Here is a 16,316-nt window from a genome sequence, read left to right on the forward strand (position 1 = left end):
GGTTTTGCTGCCACTCTACCACGGCAAAATGACAAAACCAGTGCACTGGCGCGCACTCTTATTTCAACGCCAGATGCGTCAACCACAGTCGGGTATCAAACTCCAGCTGGTGGTATTGCGGCTCCATATGGCAGCACAGTTGATAAAACGCTTTGTTGTGATCTTTCTCTTTCAGATGCGCCAGTTCGTGCACCACAATCATGCGCAGAAAGGCTTCCGGTGCGTCGCGAAATACCGTGGCGACACGGATTTCCGCTTTGGCTTTAAGCTTGCCGCCCTGCACGCGAGAAACGGCGGTATGCAGGCCGAGCGCATTGTTCAGCACATGAATTTTGCTGTCATACATCACTTTATTTATCGGCGAGGCATTACGCAGGAACTGGTTTTTCATCTCTTGCGTGTATTGATACAGCGCCTTATCGGTGGTGATGTCGTGGCTGTCGGGATAGCGTTTTTCCAGCACTTCGCCCAGACGGTTCTGTTCAATGAGCGTGGTAACCTGCGCCAGCAGCGATTCAGGATAGCCCTGAAGGTAGGTGAGTGTCTTCATGGTGAAATGTGTTTACTTCCTCACTTAATTAAGCGATAAAACGCGCGAATTTTAGCACTGCGGAGGGGCGATGAGCCAGGTTGAGTTAAACGGACAATCATTCACTTTAGACAGATTCCCTGTCGGCGTGGAAGAGGCGTCGCTACAGGCGTGGGATGCAGCGGATGAATATTTGCTGCAACAGGTGAGTGAGGTCGATGGCCCGGTGCTGATTTTCAACGATAGCTTCGGCGCGCTGGCCTGTGCACTGGCGCAGCATCGCCCGGTATCGGTTAACGACTCTTACATTGCCGAACTGGCAACCCAGCACAACCTGCGCATTAACGATCTCGATGAAAGCGCCGTGACGCTCCAGGACAGCTTAAGCCCGCTGCCGGAAAACCCTGCGCTGGTGCTGATTAAAGTGCCGAAACAGCTCGCGTTGCTGGAGCAGCAACTGCGCGCGCTGCGTGAAGTGGTGACGCCGCAAACGCGGATTGTCGCAGGTGCGAAAGCGCGTGATATCCACAATTCAACCCTCGCCCTGTTCGAAAAAATCCTTGGCCCAACCACCACCACGCTGGCGTGGAAAAAAGCGCGCTTGATTAATTGCACCTTTAACGCGCCTGCGCTTACCGACGGTTTACAGCTTGCAAGCTGGACACTGGACGGCACCGACTGGACCATCCATAACCACGCGAATGTTTTTTCGCGCAGCGGGCTGGATATTGGTGCACGTTTCTTCCTGCAACATTTGCCGGAAAACGTCGAAGGGGAGATGGTCGATCTGGGCTGCGGCAACGGCGTGATTGGCCTGCAATTGCTGGCGCAAAACCCGCAAAGCCGCGTGCTGTTTGTTGATGAGTCGGCGATGGCCGTGGCCTCTTCGCGTATTAATGTGGAAAGCAACCTGCCGGATGCGGTCGATCGCAGTGAATTTATGATCAATAACGCGCTCTCTGGCGTCGAGGCGGATCGCTTTGCTGCGGTGCTGTGTAACCCGCCGTTCCATCAGCAGAGTGCAATCACCGATCATATTGCCTGGCAGATGTTTAACGATGCGCGCCGTTGCCTGCAATACGGCGGTGAACTGCGCATTGTTGGCAACCGCCATCTCGACTATTTCCGTAAACTTAAACGTGTTTTCGGCAACTGCGAAACCGTGGCGACCAACAATAAGTTCGTCATCCTTAAGTCGGTTAAAACACGTAAAAAACGATAAACGAAGCGCAGCACCCGTAGGCCGGATAAGGCGTTAGCCGCCATCCGGCAACAACATCAAATCTCCAGCGCCAGCTTTGTCCCCTGCGCAATCGCCCGGCGTGCATCCAGCTCCAGCGCCACATCGCAGCCGCCAATCAAATGCACTGGTTTACCCGCTTCGCGCAGCGGTTCGGCCAGCGCGCGTCGCGGCTCCTGGCCTGCGCAGACCACCACATTGTCCACCGCCAGCAACTGCGGTTCGCCGCCGACCATAATGTGTAAACCGGCATCATCAATCTTTTGATAGCTTACCGCCGGGATCATCTTCACCCCGCGCGATAACAGCGTTGCCCGGTGGATCCAGCCGGTGGTTTTACCTAACCCTTCGCCCGGTTTACTGGCTTTACGCTGCAACATCACAATACGTCGCGGGCTTTTCGGCAATTGCGGTCCTTCCGGGCGCAGGCCGCCTACCTCATTCAGGCTGGTATCGATACCCCATTCCACGCAAAACTCGGCGATATTCTGGCTGGTGGGTTCGCCCGGCTGGCTTAAATACATCGCCGTATCAAAGCCGATCCCGCCGCAGCCAATGATCGCCACACTTTCCCCGACCGGGGCTTTATCGCGCAGCACATCAAGATAACTCAGCACTTTCGGGTGATTGATGCCCTCAATCAGCGGCATACGGGGTTCAATACCGCAGGCCAGCACCACCTCGTCGAACAGCGTCAACATTGAGGGTTCAACATGCTGATTCAGACACAAAGCGACGCCGGTTAGCTCGATCATCCGTCGGTAGTAGCGCAGCGTCTCGTAGAACTCCTCTTTGCCAGGGATCTGTTTGGCGATATTAAACTGCCCGCCGATCTCCGCCTGCGCATCAAACAGCGTCACGCTGTGCCCGCGCGCCGCCGCATTGACCGCAAACGCCAGACCTGCCGGGCCGGCACCAATAACGGCAAGGTTTTTCTTGCGCCGCGCCGGGAGAATGGGCATGTACGTTTCATGGCAAGCGCGAGGATTAACAAGGCAGGAAGTCACTTTGCCAGCGAAGATCTGATCCAGGCACGCCTGATTGCAGCCAATACACGTGTTGATCTCATCGGCGCGGCCACTTTGCGCTTTCGACAGCAACCCGGCATCGGCGAGAAACGGGCGCGCCATCGACACCATATCCGCATCGCCACGCGCCAGGATCGTTTCCGCCACCTGCGGATCGTTAATGCGGTTGGTGGTGATCAGCGGCACGCGCACTTTGCCTTTCAGTTTGCGCGTAACCCAACTAAACGCCCCGCGCGGCACCGGTGTGGCGATGGTCGGGATCCGTGCTTCATGCCAGCCAATGCCGGTGTTAATCAGCGTCGCCCCCGCCGCTTCAACGGCCTGTGCCAGCGCGATAGTCTCTTCCAGCGTGCCGCCGCCCTCCACCAGATCCAGCATCGACAGGCGGTAAATGATGATGAATTCGCGGCCGACGCGTTCGCGGATCTGGCGCACGACTTCCAGCGCAAAGCGCATACGCCGGGGGTAATCGCCACCCCATTCGTCTTCGCGGTGGTTAGTACGCGCGGCGAGAAATTCGTTAATTAAATAGCCTTCCGAACCCATCACTTCCACGCCGTCATAACCGGCCCGTTGCGCCAGTTGTGCACAGCGGGCGAAGTCGTCGATCAGTGTGAGAATTTCATCATGGCTAAGTTCATGAGGGGTAAAGCGGTTGATCGGAGCCTGAATGGCCGATGGCGCAACCAGGTGCGGCTGGTAGCTATAGCGCCCGGTATGCAGGATTTGCAGCGCGATTTTGCCGCCTTCCCGGTGCACCGCATCGGTAATTTGTCGATGGTGGGGAAGCTGGCTGTCATCATTTAACACCGCGCCGCCTTCCATCGTGACGCCGGAAAACACAGGCGCAACGCCGCCGGTAACGATCAGTGAGACGCCATGACGGGCGCGTTCAGCATAGAAGGCCGCCAGCCGCTCTGCGCCATCCGGGCGCTCCTCCAGCCCGGTATGCATTGAGCCCATCAGCACACGGTTTTTAAGCTGGGTAAAACCCAGATCGAGCGGGGTAAATAGCGACGGGTAATGGCTCATGCTCTCTTCCAATGTAAAATAATTGTTATGTGGTCGGATGAGTTCTACTGTAGCCGTCACGACTTAAGAAGGGAAAAGCGGGAGCGAATAATTGCGATGAGATTCAAAAAAGCGCCGGATGGCGGCTACCGACTTACCGGGCCTACACACACGTTATAGGCCCGGTAAGCGGCGTTTTGTTATACCGGCTCGACTGCCACCCGCAAGGCTGCCAGCGCATTACCTGCCGCTTTCAGCACTTGCTCGCACTGCTCAATGGTCAGCGTCAGTGGCGGTTCGATACGGATAGTCTTCGCGTTATTGAGCGTGCCGGCAACCAGCACGCGCTGGCGGAACATCTCACTGGCAAAGTTGTAACCCGTTTCGTTATCGACAAACTCGATAGCCATCAGCATCCCGCGTCCGCGCGCGTCCTGCACCAGGTCAGGATACTCACGCGCCAGCGCCCGGAAGCCATCCAGCAGCATGTCGCCTTTCTGCTCAGCCTGCGCCGGCAGGTTCTCTTCCAGCAGCACATTGATGGTGGCCAGCGCCGCCGCACAGGCCAGCGGGTTACCGCCGAATGTGGTGGTGTGCAGGAAAGGGTTATCGAACAGCACCGAGAAAACCTCTTCCGTGGCGATGGTCGCACCAATCGGCATTACGCCGCCGCCCAGCGCTTTGGCAAGACACAGAATGTCCGGCTGCACGTTTTCATGTTCGCAGGCGAACATTTTGCCCGTACGCCCCATACCGGTTTGCACTTCGTCGAAAATCAGCAGCGCGCCAAACTCATCACACAGCTTACGCACCGCAGGCAGGTAGCCCTGTGGCGGCAGGATCACCCCGCCTTCGCCCTGAATCGGCTCAAGGATCACCGCCGCCACATCGTCGCCGGTTTTATGGCATTCACTCAGCAGCGTGCGCATCGCCTCGATATCGCCAAACGGCACATGGCGAAAGCCTGGCAGCAGCGGCATAAAGGGTTTGCGGAAGGTGGATTTTGCCGTCGCTGACAATGCGCCGAGGGATTTCCCGTGGAACGCGCCGCTGGTGGCAACAAAGGTGAATTTGCCGCGCGGCGACTGGTATGCTTTCGCCAGTTTTAGCGCTGCCTCAACGGACTCTGTCCCGCTATTGCTAAAGAAGCTGTACTTGAGTTTGCCGGGCGCCAGTGTCGCCAGCGTTTTTGCCAGCATCGCCCGCAGTGGGTCGAGAAGCTCCTGGCTGTGCAGAGGTTGTTTAGCGAGTTGATTCTGTACGGCGGAAACCACAACTGGATTACGGTGCCCCACATTGAAAATTCCAAATCCACCCAGGCAATCTAAAAATTCCTGCCCCTGGGTGTCGACAAGCGTATTCAGACTGCCTGCTTGCCACTCTACGGCTCCGTAATCCCCGCCAGCGGTCACAGATTTGCGATACTCTAAAAACCCCGGATTTACATGTTCTTTAAAGTAGTCCACCACCTCTCGGTTTAAGGCTTTCATCTCCTCATGATCAAGCGTTCGCTTCTCAATGAGATTCAGGGCGTGAGCGCTGCACGCTAAAGCTGATGCGCTGGAAGGTAACCTGTTCAAAATAAGCTCCAGGAGTCGCGTATCACACGATACTGAGCTAAGTATTGCAGGGTTTACGCCACTTCGGCGTGCATTGCGCAAATCGGGATAAACACCAGGCAAAAAGGTGAGCGTACAAAATTTAATCATGCCGTCAGGTTAATACGCTGTATGCATCATGTTGAAAACCATAAGAGTGAGCGCTGGGAAAGTACGCTATTTGCGCCAATAAGGTGCGGTAAGCGCCCGAAAAGGGTGCATACCCGGCATAGTTTCCTGATGAAACTATTAAAATCAGCATATTAACAAGCCTGTAAAATGCAGGGTTTTAGTGCGAATTGCGATCAAAATCAAATTTAACAACTAAAGATAAATTCATTAGCGCCGAAATAACATTCGCAATAATTATTTCACGGCAATATAACCTGCACAGGACGCAACCATGTCTTCTCCTCTTTATGTCAGCCAGCGGGCCTTCTTGCTGGACGATGACGCCACTCTTATGTCAACGACGGACCAGCAAAGCTACATCACTCACGCCAATGATGCTTTTATCCACGCCAGTGGTTACCGCCTGGACGAGTTGCTCGGTCAACCTCACAACATTGTTCGCCACCCGGATATGCCAAAAGCGGCGTTTGCCGATATGTGGTTCACCCTGAAACAGGGCGAACCGTGGAGCGGCATTGTTAAAAACCGCCGTAAAAATGGCGATCACTACTGGGTGCGAGCCAATGCGATCCCAATGGTGCGTAATGGCCAGGTGACGGGATATATGTCGATTCGTACCCGCGCCACGGAGCAGGAGATCGCGGCCGTTGAGCCGCTCTATAGCGCATTAAATGAAGGCCGCAGCAACAAACGTCTCTATAAAGGGCTGGTGCTCGGCAAAAGCGCGTGGGGCAAACTGGCCTGCATTCCGCTACGCTGGCGCGCGCGTGGCGTGATGTCGCTGCTGTGGGGGGCGCAGTTGTTGGGGCTGTGGTTTACCGGCGCGCACCCGCTGACGATGATCATCAGCACGCTGATGATGCTGCTCGGTTGCCTGGCGTTTGAGTGGCAGATTGTCCGCCCGGTGGAGAACGTGGCGCGTCAGGCGCTGAGCGTGGCGACAGGCGAAAGGAACAGTGTCGAGTTCCTCAACCGCAGTGATGAACTGGGGCTCACACTGCGCGCGGTCGGGCAACTGGGGTTGATGTGCCGCTGGTTAATCAACGACGTTTCCGGCCAGGTCAATAGTGTGCTTAACGGCAGCGAAACGCTGGCGAAAGGGAACGATGACCTGAACGAGCGCACTCGCCAGACGGTGGTGAATGTGCAGCAAACGGTGGCGACCATGAGCCAGATGGCGGCGTCGGTACAGAGCAACTCGGAAACGGCGTCGGCGGCGGACAAGCTTTCCAGCTCCGCCAGTAGCGCCGCCGCTCACGGCGGTAAGGCGATGGAAACAGTGGTCAAAACCATGGATGAAATTGCCAACAGTACCCAGCGGATCGGCTCCATCACGACGCTTATCAACGACATCGCCTTCCAGACCAACATCCTGGCACTGAACGCGGCGGTGGAAGCTGCGCGGGCAGGGGAGCAGGGCAAAGGTTTCGCGGTGGTGGCGGGTGAAGTACGTCATCTGGCAAGCCGCAGTGCCAGCGCGGCTAATGACATTCGCAAACTGATTGACGCCAGCGCCAGCAAAGTGCAATCCGGCTACGATCAGGTCCATGCGGCAGGCCGCACAATGGACGATATTGTCAAACAGGTGCAAAACGTCACCGCGCTGATTGGTCAGATCAGTAATGCCACTTCCGAGCAGGCCACGGGCCTTGCGGATCTGACGCGCGCGGTGGCGGAGCTGGATGCCATTACCCAGAAAAATGCCGGTCTGGTCGAGCAGAGCGCGGAAGTGTCGTCGATGGTGAAACAGCGTGCGGGCCGCTTGCAGGATGCGGTTTCCGTATTGCATTAAACGCCATTTATCATGCGAAAAACCGCCAGGCCTGCCCGGCGGTTTTTTTATGGGCACACAGGCGCGTTTCATTGAAGATGTAATGATAATATTTTTATTTTGTTAATTTATTATTAATAACGCCGTATATTGCACCGGGATAATATATTTTCTTGTTTAAGAGTTAATTTCCAATTAACTCCAATTAAGCACGATTAATATCTTTTCGTAACTTTAAAAACCCTGCACATATAACGATCGATAAAGGGTAATTAATAGCCTTTAACTATCGGATCTTTCAATGGCTAATTAAAAAAACGATCAAAGTCATAAAGTTAGCGTTAGGGTTACCGATAACGTCTACTGGTGGCTGGCTTTTAATGCGCGCCGGGGACTTAAGCAAGCCTTTAGGGTTAGGGGCTTGTTGCTTATGTCAGCAAGTTAATCAAACCCATGGAGAAAATATGTTTTTACATGACGTAAAAATCGGCACGAAATTATTTCTGGCATTCGGATTCTTTATTGCGTTGATGGTGGTGAGTTCCTGTTTCTCACTCTTCAGCCTGAATCGCGCAAATAATGGCATGCAAGAGATTGTGCATAACGCTTATCCCACTACCGTCAAAGCCAATCAGCTCATTGATAATTTCCAGACCTTTGTCAGCACCCAGCAATTGATGCTGCTGGATAGTGACGGCAAATGGTCTGCTGAATCACAGAAACAACTTAACGAAATCAGCGCGCATATCTCTGTGTTGCTGGAGGATTTGTCGAAAAACCTGCGCGATGAACCCTCACAGAAAATCCTCGCCGATATCCGTACCGTTCGTCAGCAGTACCTTGATTCCCGTTTCCGTATCCTCGAAGCCGTGAAGAACAACGATCGCGGCGCGGCGATTCAGGAGATGATGACCAACACGGTAAATATCCAGAATGCCTATAAAGAGAAAGTGCTGGCGCTGATTGCCATTCAGGATGAGCAAATGCGCGCATCGGGCAAGCAGGTACAGAATGATTTTGGCGCTAACCGCCTGCTGCTGATTGTGCTTGCGATTATCAGCATTGGCCTTGGTAGCCTGATCGGCCTTGTTATTGTTCGTATGATCACGCGTCCACTGAGCGAAGCGGTGGAGTTTGCCAAAGCGATTGCCGATGGCGATTTAACCCGCACGATCGATTCCCGTCACCGTGATGAAACCGGCATTCTGCTGCGTGCGTTGATGGAGATGAAAAACCGCCTGGTTGAGATTGTCCATCAGGTGCAAAACGGTTCGGAGAGCATCTCCAGTGCGGCGGCGCAGATTGTCGCCGGTAACCAGGATCTGGCGGCGCGTACGGAAGAGCAGGCCAGTTCCGTTGAGCAGACCGCAGCATCGATGGAACAAATTACCGCGACCGTGAAAAACACCGCGCAGCATACTTCTGAAGCGACACATCTCTCGGCGGATGCGGCAACGGGCGTGAAAAACAACGGCGAGATGATGAAACAGGTGACAGAGAAGATGCGCGTGATTAACGACACGTCTAATCGTATGTCTGACATTATCAACCTGATTGACGCCATTGCGTTTCAGACCAATATTCTGGCGCTCAACGCGGCAGTTGAAGCGGCACGCGCCGGGGAACACGGGCGTGGATTTGCAGTGGTCGCCGGTGAAGTGCGCCAGTTGGCGCAAAAAAGCGCCTCGTCGGCGAACGATATTCGCCATCTGATCGAAAGCTCGACCAGCCAGACCCGCGAAGGCATGGCGCTGGTGGAGAAAGCCAGCGCGCTGATTAACGGCATGGTGAATAACGTCGAAGAGATGGATGTGATCCTGCGCGAGATTGGCCAGGCGAGCCGTGAGCAGACCGACGGTATTTCGCAGATAAACAGCGCTATTGGCCTGATTGACTCCACGACGCAGCAAAACTCCAGCCTTGTGGAGGAGTCCGTTGCGGCGGCGGCAGCGCTAAACGATCAGGCGCTGCATCTGCGTGAGCTGGTGAAAGTATTCCGCCTGCGCGAAACGCCGATGCCCGCTTAATCGAGCTGGGAAATCTCCAGCGCCGCGCGGTCGATAATGCCAATTATCTTTTTAAGCTGCGTGGCGCTGACGTCCCCCTGATTCACCCGTAAATCCAGCACCGCTTTGAAGTTCTCCAGCGCCCGTTTCATTTGCGGGTTCTTTCGTAACTGGTAACCGACGTTGCGTGCTTTGACCCGATCCTGAATTTGCGCCAACTGTTGCTGGCTCTCTTCCAGCCACTGCTGGCCGTGTCGGGTGATCGTAATCATCCTGCGGCCGTTCTCCTCATCTCTAATGGCAATAAGCTGCTGATCGCGCAGTAAATCGAGGGTCGGGTAAATGACACCGGGACTGGGTGTGTAGTTGCCCTGCGTCAGCGTTTCGATGGCTTTAATAATTTCGTAGCCGTGGCTGGGGTTGTTGCTCAGCAGATGCAGGATCACCAGCCGCAATTCGCCGTGGCCGAAAAAGCGCTGGCGGCGTCCTCCGCCGTGGCCGTGGTGGCGTTCGCTGTCGTTGCTATCGTGAGGGTGGCGCATGGTGCTCTCCGGTGGTAATTTGATATATCTAATTTATATCTAAACTATTAATTACGACAATAAAAAACTATCTTATAAATTTAATATTTTGATAAATAAGCCATTTATTTAATCATTTGGCAAGCCGTGCGCTTAACCTTGTCTATATCATAAAAAGATCTTGCCTTCTGTCTAATCAGCAATCATTATCATTTGCACAACTTTTAGATATATCTTTTTCACGTTTACGAAGGCCGATTATGACCACCACTCCTCAACGTTATCCTCAGCGCGTCCGTAACGAACTGCGCTTTCGCGAGTTAACCGTGTTGCGCGCTGAACGCGCGGGCAGCGGCTTCCAGCGTATTGTGCTCGGCGGTGAGCAGCTGGAGGGCTTCTCCTCTCGCGGGTTTGACGATCACACCAAAGTTTTCTTTCCCGCGCCGGGCATACACTTTGTGCCGCCGGTCGTTACGGATGAAGGCATTGCCTGGGGCGACGGGCCGCGCCCGGCCTCGCGCGACTATACACCGCTGTATGATGCCAACTGCCAGGAACTGATACTGGATTTCTATATTCACGACGGCGGCGTGGCGAGCAACTGGGCGGTCAATGCGCAGGCTGGCGATAAACTGACGATTGGCGGCCCGCGCGGCTCGCTGGTGGTGCCGGAAGATTACGCCTGGCAGCTTTATGTTTGCGACGAATCTGGCATGCCCGCATTGCGCCGTCGTCTGGAAGGGTTAAGTCAGTTGCCGGTGCGCCCGCACGTAACGGCGGTGGTCACCATTGCCGACGCTGCGTACCAGGATTATCTCGCTCACCTGAGCGGGTTTGATATTCAGTATGTTATCGGCCATAACCCGCAGGCGGTGGCGGACAAACTGGCGGTTATCACCGTGCCGGATGAGGACTACTTTATCTGGCTGACCGGGGAAGGGGAGGTGGTGAAATCCTTAATGCAGCGCTATGAGACGGCCACCATCGATCAACAACGGGTGCGTGCGCAAGCGTACTGGCACAACAAGTAATGCACAGGCCCGGCGTTAACCGGGCCTTTTCGTTCAGGCAACTTCGTCGTATTCGGCTTCGCTGACCTGCTGTTCCAGCGACTGGCGAATCTCTGCCAGCGCTTTTTCCTGCTGGCGGAAGTAGGTTTCTTTATCACCCAGGGAAGAAACCAGTTGCCAGGTCTCCTCTTTTTCCAGCGCCGCCAGTTCGTCAATCAGGCTGGCGATATGCTGTTTCACTTCCAGAATGCGCTGGCGCAGGCGCTGCAAATCGTTTAAACGATCGCTTGCCATTAATGGCTCCAGCCCTTTTTGCAGACGAGTCAGAATCGAGCGAATCGCGCTGAGATCGCCGCGCTGGCGAGCCTGGTTAAGCTGCACCATCATGCCGTGGGCATCGTTTTTTAACTCGTTATCCACCAAATCAGGGTGGCAAAGTTTGCTGGCCTGACGCCACAGGCGCTTCAGCTCGTGGCGCTCGTCTTCAGTCATTTTCTGCTCAAAACTGAACCGTTTTTCGGCGTCGTGCTGCTGTTCCTGATGGCTTTCGTACTCCTGGCGCGCCTCGTCACGTGCCTGGCGTGCCGGTTCCTCTTCGCGCGTCAGACCGCGTTCCAGCTCCTGCGCTTCGGCGAGCAGGGAGGCGATCAGTTCGCTTTGCTGTTGCAGATGTTTGCGCGCTTCTGCCGCCTGCATGGAGTGCGGCGGCATGCTTTGCCAGCGCTGCGTTAATGTCACCAGCACGTCCACCGCCTGCGACAGGTATTTCTGGCAGCGCAGATAATCCGCTTCACGGCGACGGGCTTCCGCTTCCTGGCGGCGAACCGCCGCTTCGGCAAGGGTTTTGCGTAACCGCAGGATGTGCGACATCAGCGGCCCGAGACGGGTTAAATAGAGATCGTTGAACTCATCCAGCGATTGAATGCGTGCGTTGCGTTTATCGATAAGTTCCCGCAACTGCTCTTCAAGGGCTTTCAGTTCCAGCTTGCTGGCGGCCACTTGCGGATCCTGCCAGCTCACCACCGAGCGCTGGTTTTGTAGCCAGGCGGTAATAGCGCGTATCGCATCGCTGTAGTTCTTTTCTTCAAGGGCGTGAACGATAAACGCTAACTCCGGGTCCGTAACTTCATTTTTAAGTGACGGAAGTTGGCTAAGGATGATGCCGTCATCCTCCAGTTCAATGGCGTATTTGATGATTTCAAGCCGTTTTATAGGTTTGTTCATGGCGTTTCGTCAAAGCGCTTAATGAGTCTGTTAAGGGGAGTAATTATTCATCAAATTTGGACCATGAATGCGAAACTCGCAACAGTCCGGCCTCATCTTACATGGGACATATTTCAATGCGTTAGTGTTTCTATGAAAATTGCGCTTATGGCGGGGTAATTCAGCGAAATGCGAGCGAAAGTGCGCGCAAGAGAGCGGGTAGCGTCAGTAAAGGCCGCCAGCAACAGCGCCAGGCGGCCCGGTCTGCTATACCAGACCTGTTACGTAGTAAACGCCGATAATGAAGAACGCGCCGAGCACTTTAAACAGCGTGATGCCGAGGATCGGTTTATACGCCTGGCGGTGAGTAAGACCTGTAACAGCAAGCAGCGTGATAATCGCCCCGTTATGCGGCAAGGTATCCATCCCGCCTGCGGCCATTGACGCGACACGGTGCATCACTTCCAGTGGGATCCCCGCCGCATGCGCCGACTCAATAAAACGATCGGCCATTGCCGCCAGCGCAATACTCATTCCTCCCGACGAAGAACCGGTGATCCCGGAAAGAATATTGATAGTAATGGCCTGATTAAGCAGCGGATTGGGGATAACTTTTAACGCGTCGGCCACCTGCACAAACCCCGGCAGGGCCGCAATCACACCACCGAAGCCATATTCCGATGCGGTGTTTAGCGAGGCGAGCATCGCCCCACCAACCGCCACTTTACTGCCGTCCGCCAGCTTGCCTTTCAGGTTACGCCAGGCAAACAGAAAGATAGTGACGATGCCGCACAGCAGCGCGGCCATCACCGCCCAGATGGCGACCATCTTTTGCACATCGCTTTCCAGCGGCGCTTTCAGCCCCGGCAGGTCAATCATAAAATTGTTGCCGTAGGCCTGCGGGATAAACCAGGTGAACAGCAAATTGGCAACGCCAACGACGATGAGCGGCAGGAGGGCGATAAACGGATGCGGCAAATCCAGATCTTCCGGCGTTTCCGGTTCATTGACCAGATTAGTGCCGTAACCTTCGCCGTTACGCTGTGCTTTGCGGCGCAGCGCGTCGAGATAGAGCCAACCGCCTATCGCCACAAATGCAGAGCCGAGAATGCCCAGCCAGGGCGCAGCCCACGAGGTTGTGCCGTAAAACGTCGTCGGGATGATGTTCTGGATCTGTGGTGAGCCGGGTAGCGCATCCATGGTGAACGTAAAGGCCCCCAGCGCGATTGTTGCCGGCATCAGGCGTTTCGGGATCTTGCTCTGGCGGAACATTTCTGCGGCAAAGGGGTAAACAGCAAATACCACCACGAACAGTGACACGCCGCCGAAAGTAAGCAGGGCGCACACCAGAATTATCACCGGCATTGCTTTGTTATGGCCCATCAGGCGGGTGACGGCACTGACAATCGAACGGGAAAAACCGGCAAACTCAATCAGTTTTCCAAACACGGCCCCGAGTAAAAAGACCGGGAAATAGAGTCTTACAAAACCAACCAGCTTATCCATAAAGATATCGCTGAAAACAGGCGCGACCGCCGCAGGTTGAGTCAACAGAACCGCACCGAGCGCGACCAGGGGGGCAAAGAGGATCACGCTATAGCCACGATAGGCGGCTAACATCAGCAATCCCAACGCCAGTAAGGCAATTAAGACGTCCATAAGACTATCCGTCAGCATGGCTGCCCCTTTTTATCCTTGTAATAAGGCAGCCGATGTTATTCAGGGTTGCTTATCCTGCCCCCCGCTGCAAAAGGTGGTGATTACTCAGGAATGCCCGCATAGGGCACATCTTTATGGCCGTAGCGGCGCACGCGGATATTGGCCTGTTCTCCGTGCCCGGCGAAACCCTCCAGCGCGCACAGGCGGGAGCAATACTCGCCAATCTGCGCAGATGCGCTGTCGGTAAGAACTTTTTGGTAAGTGCAGGTTTTGATGAATTTGCCGACCCACAGACCGCCGGTGTAGCGCGCCGCTTTACGCGTCGGCAGCGTGTGGTTCGTGCCAATCACTTTGTCGCCGTAGGCCACGTTGGTGCGCGGGCCGAGGAAGAGCGCGCCGAAGTTCTGCATATTGGCGAGGAACCAGTCGGGATCTTCTGTCATCACCTGAACATGTTCGAATGCCAGGTCATTGGCGATTTTCAGCAACTCTTCTTTGTCCTGCGCGACAATCACCTCGCCAAATTTTCCCCATGACTGGCGAGCGATATCGGCGGTCGGCAATATGTCCAGCAAGCGGTCAATTTCTGCCAGCGTCTGACGTGCCAGCGCCTCAGAGGTGGTGAGCAAAATGGCGGGTGAGTCCGGACCGTGTTCTGCCTGACCCAGCAAATCGGTGGCGCACAGTTCACCGTCCACGCTCTCATCGGCGATGATCAGCGTTTCGGTGGGGCCAGCAAACAGATCGATACCCACACGGCCAAACAGCTGGCGTTTTGCTTCTGCGACAAAGGCATTTCCCGGCCCGACCAACATATCGACCGGAGCAATGCTTTCCGTACCGATTGCCATCGCCGCGACAGCCTGGATCCCGCCCAGACAGTAAATTTCATCTGCGCCAGCCATATGCTGCGCGACTACGATTGCCGGAGCCGGTTTACCATTAAACGGCGGCGCACAGGTCACGATACGCGGTACATCAGCCACTTTAGCGGTAATAATCGACATATGTGCCGAGGCTAAAAGTGGATATTTGCCGCCCGGAACATAGCAACCCGCAGCGCTGACCGGAATGTGTTTATGGCCCAGAACGACGCCCGGTAAGGTTTCTACTTCAATATCTTTCAGGCTGTCGCGCTGGTGCTGTGCAAAGTTACGCACCTGTTCTTGTGCAAAGCGGATATCGGCGATATCACGCTCAGAGAGTTGGGCATAGCAATCATCAATTTCCTGCTGCGATAGCCGAAAATCTGCTCTGTCGAGCTTGTCGAATTTAATCGAAAGCTCGCGAACCGCCGCATCGCCGCGTTCTTCGATATCCGCCAGGATTTTCTCAACTGCTTCACGAACGGCACGATCGTGCGTTTTTACCGCTTCAGATTCAGCACCGCGCTTGAGCCAGATAGCCATAATTCGCCTCACTATTATGTTAATAAAATGCTAATGCATTCGAATTCACTTGCATCCTGGCGTGAATGAAATGTTATGAAAAGTAGCAATGCATTCGAATGCAACACAGATCGCAAAATTAGTGACACCCGGGGAGATTCACGCATAATGACGAGGCATTCGTTGGGGGAGACAAAGGAATGGCGGGTTTACATAAACGTGCGGTAACAAGTTATGACGTGGCGAAAGCTGCGGGCGTTTCGCAATCTGCGGTTTCCAGGGCCTTTACCGACGGGGCAAAAATATCGCCCGCGACGAAAGAGAAAGTTCGTAAAGTGGCTGCTGAGCTGGGCTATCGCCCCAGTTTTATTGCCCAGTCGCTCATTACCCGGCGTTCAACGCTGATTGGCATTGTGGTGCCAGGCCTGGTAAACCCGTTTTATTCCGCCGTTCTTGATGAACTTTCTCACCGGCTCAACCTGATGGGCTATCGCGTCCTGCTGTTTTCGATGTATCGCGATGACGATACCACGCCGATTATGGAAGAGATCCTGCGCCATCGTGTTGAAGCGCTGGTGCTGGTTTCCAGTAGCCTCTCCTCGCATTTTGCCCAGGAGTGCCAGCAGATGGATCTCCCCGTTTTACTGCTCAACCGTAAAATCGACAGCCAGTCTGTTTCCAGTGTCACCAGTGATAATTTGGGCGGCGGGGCGGCAATCGCCGATTTCTTGTTAGATATTGGTCACCAGCAACTGGCGTTTATTGCTGGCAGAGATACATCATCCACCAGCTTTGACCGGGAAGTGGGGTTTCGTCGACGGCTGGAAGAGCGTGGTGCCAGGCCGCCGCTGCGCGATAGCGGAATGTGGTCGATAGAGGAGGCGATGAACGCTACCCGTCGATTGATGGCTTTGCCGACGCCGCCGGATGCGCTGTTTTGCGCCAATGACATGATGGCTATCGCGGCGCTAAACGTGGTCGTGGGCGAACTGGGGATGCAGGCAGGGCGCGATATCTCTGTTGTCGGCTTTGACGATATCGCAATGGCTAGCTGGCCACTTATCAATCTCACGACCTGGGTTCAGCCGTTGTCCGCGATGGTGGGATCCGCCATCGAGGTATTAAAAACGCAACTGGAAAACGCAGAAGCGGCCCCCGTACAGCATGTACTGAAAGGGGAGCTTATTATTCGGGGAAGCACCCGACCGCTGCGCGGTTAA

12 protein-coding genes are annotated in these 16,316 nt (G+C 54.8%); 5 read left to right on the forward strand and 7 right to left on the reverse strand.

Annotated elements, in window-relative coordinates; translation table 11 throughout:
• Window positions 1-58: 58 nt before the first annotated feature.
• The gene (locus tag Q5705_14100; protein ID WLI75719.1) at window positions 59-550 is read right to left on the reverse strand and encodes a M48 family metallopeptidase; all 492 of its coding nucleotides are present in this window, start codon (window positions 548-550) and stop codon (window positions 59-61) included.
• A gap of 70 nt (window positions 551-620) precedes the next feature.
• Here Q5705_14100 and rlmG point away from each other — a divergent pair, with 70 nt between their 5' ends.
• Entirely contained in the window at window positions 621-1,751 is a 1,131-nt protein-coding gene (rlmG, locus tag Q5705_14105) for a 23S rRNA (guanine(1835)-N(2))-methyltransferase RlmG (protein WLI75720.1), read from the forward strand.
• 56 nt (window positions 1,752-1,807) lie between these two features.
• On the opposite strand, the gene Q5705_14110 is transcribed toward rlmG, so the two are convergent.
• Window positions 1,808-3,829, reverse strand: coding sequence for an NADPH-dependent 2,4-dienoyl-CoA reductase (locus tag Q5705_14110; protein ID WLI75721.1), 2,022 nt, complete (start codon window positions 3,827-3,829; stop codon window positions 1,808-1,810).
• Window positions 3,830-4,008: 179 nt separating this feature from the next.
• Window positions 4,009-5,388 (reverse strand): putrescine aminotransferase, encoded by a 1,380-nt coding sequence (gene ygjG / locus Q5705_14115; GenBank protein WLI75722.1) that lies wholly within the window; start codon window positions 5,386-5,388, stop codon window positions 4,009-4,011.
• A 421-nt stretch (window positions 5,389-5,809) separates the two neighbouring features.
• Here ygjG and Q5705_14120 point away from each other — a divergent pair, with 421 nt between their 5' ends.
• Window positions 5,810-7,330 carry a methyl-accepting chemotaxis protein gene (locus Q5705_14120; protein ID WLI75723.1) on the forward strand — a complete coding sequence of 507 codons (1,521 nt, stop codon included), beginning with the start codon at window positions 5,810-5,812 and terminating at the stop codon, window positions 7,328-7,330.
• 443 nt (window positions 7,331-7,773) lie between these two features.
• On the forward strand, window positions 7,774-9,336 hold the full coding sequence (locus tag Q5705_14125; protein ID WLI75724.1) for a methyl-accepting chemotaxis protein: 1,563 nt from the start codon (window positions 7,774-7,776) through the stop codon (window positions 9,334-9,336).
• Here the strand turns inward: Q5705_14125 and Q5705_14130 are convergent.
• Window positions 9,333-9,857, reverse strand: a complete 525-nt coding sequence (locus Q5705_14130) for a PadR family transcriptional regulator (GenBank protein WLI75725.1) — start codon at window positions 9,855-9,857, stop codon at window positions 9,333-9,335. The two genes, Q5705_14125 and Q5705_14130, sit on opposite strands and share 4 nt — an antisense overlap.
• 236 nt (window positions 9,858-10,093) lie before the next feature.
• Between Q5705_14130 and Q5705_14135 the strand changes: the two genes are divergently transcribed.
• Window positions 10,094-10,867, forward strand: a complete 774-nt coding sequence (locus Q5705_14135) for a siderophore-interacting protein (GenBank protein WLI79032.1) — start codon at window positions 10,094-10,096, stop codon at window positions 10,865-10,867.
• Between the two features lie 33 nt (window positions 10,868-10,900).
• Here Q5705_14135 and Q5705_14140 read toward each other — a convergent pair whose 3' ends face one another.
• The 3 genes from Q5705_14140 to hisD all read right to left on the reverse strand — a co-directional run bounded on the left by Q5705_14140 (window position 10,901) and on the right by hisD (window position 15,117).
• The gene (locus Q5705_14140) at window positions 10,901-12,070 is read right to left on the reverse strand and encodes a DNA repair protein (protein ID WLI75726.1); all 1,170 of its coding nucleotides are present in this window, start codon (window positions 12,068-12,070) and stop codon (window positions 10,901-10,903) included.
• A gap of 246 nt (window positions 12,071-12,316) precedes the next feature.
• On the reverse strand, window positions 12,317-13,708 hold the full coding sequence (locus Q5705_14145) for a GntP family permease (GenBank protein ID WLI75727.1): 1,392 nt from the start codon (window positions 13,706-13,708) through the stop codon (window positions 12,317-12,319).
• Window positions 13,709-13,809: 101 nt separating this feature from the next.
• Window positions 13,810-15,117 carry a histidinol dehydrogenase gene (hisD, locus tag Q5705_14150; GenBank protein WLI75728.1) on the reverse strand — a complete coding sequence of 436 codons (1,308 nt, stop codon included), beginning with the start codon at window positions 15,115-15,117 and terminating at the stop codon, window positions 13,810-13,812.
• A 179-nt stretch (window positions 15,118-15,296) separates the two neighbouring features.
• On the opposite strand from hisD, the gene Q5705_14155 reads away from it, so the two are divergent.
• A complete protein-coding gene (locus Q5705_14155) occupies window positions 15,297-16,316 on the forward strand; it encodes a LacI family DNA-binding transcriptional regulator (protein ID WLI75729.1) in 1,020 nt (339 codons plus the stop codon).

Source organism: Kosakonia sp. H02 (genome assembly GCA_030704225.1).
In the GTDB taxonomy this organism is placed as follows: domain Bacteria; phylum Pseudomonadota; class Gammaproteobacteria; order Enterobacterales; family Enterobacteriaceae; genus Kosakonia.

Excerpts from the sequence above, each read along its gene's own strand:
- Q5705_14100 (WLI75719.1), bottom strand. The coding sequence starts at position 550 with ATGAAGACACTCACCTACCTTCAGGGCTATCCTGAATCGCTGCTGGCG.
- rlmG (WLI75720.1), top strand. The coding sequence starts at position 621 with ATGAGCCAGGTTGAGTTAAACGGACAATCATTCACTTTAGACAGATTC.
- Q5705_14110 (WLI75721.1), bottom strand. The coding sequence starts at position 3,829 with ATGAGCCATTACCCGTCGCTATTTACCCCGCTCGATCTGGGTTTTACC.
- Q5705_14120 (WLI75723.1), top strand. The coding sequence starts at position 5,810 with ATGTCTTCTCCTCTTTATGTCAGCCAGCGGGCCTTCTTGCTGGACGAT.
- Q5705_14125 (WLI75724.1), top strand. The coding sequence starts at position 7,774 with ATGTTTTTACATGACGTAAAAATCGGCACGAAATTATTTCTGGCATTC.
- Q5705_14130 (WLI75725.1), bottom strand. The coding sequence starts at position 9,857 with ATGCGCCACCCTCACGATAGCAACGACAGCGAACGCCACCACGGCCAC.
- Q5705_14140 (WLI75726.1), bottom strand. The coding sequence starts at position 12,070 with ATGAACAAACCTATAAAACGGCTTGAAATCATCAAATACGCCATTGAA.
- Q5705_14145 (WLI75727.1), bottom strand. The coding sequence starts at position 13,708 with ATGGACGTCTTAATTGCCTTACTGGCGTTGGGATTGCTGATGTTAGCC.
- hisD (WLI75728.1), bottom strand. The coding sequence starts at position 15,117 with ATGGCTATCTGGCTCAAGCGCGGTGCTGAATCTGAAGCGGTAAAAACG.
- Q5705_14155 (WLI75729.1), top strand. The coding sequence starts at position 15,297 with ATGGCGGGTTTACATAAACGTGCGGTAACAAGTTATGACGTGGCGAAA.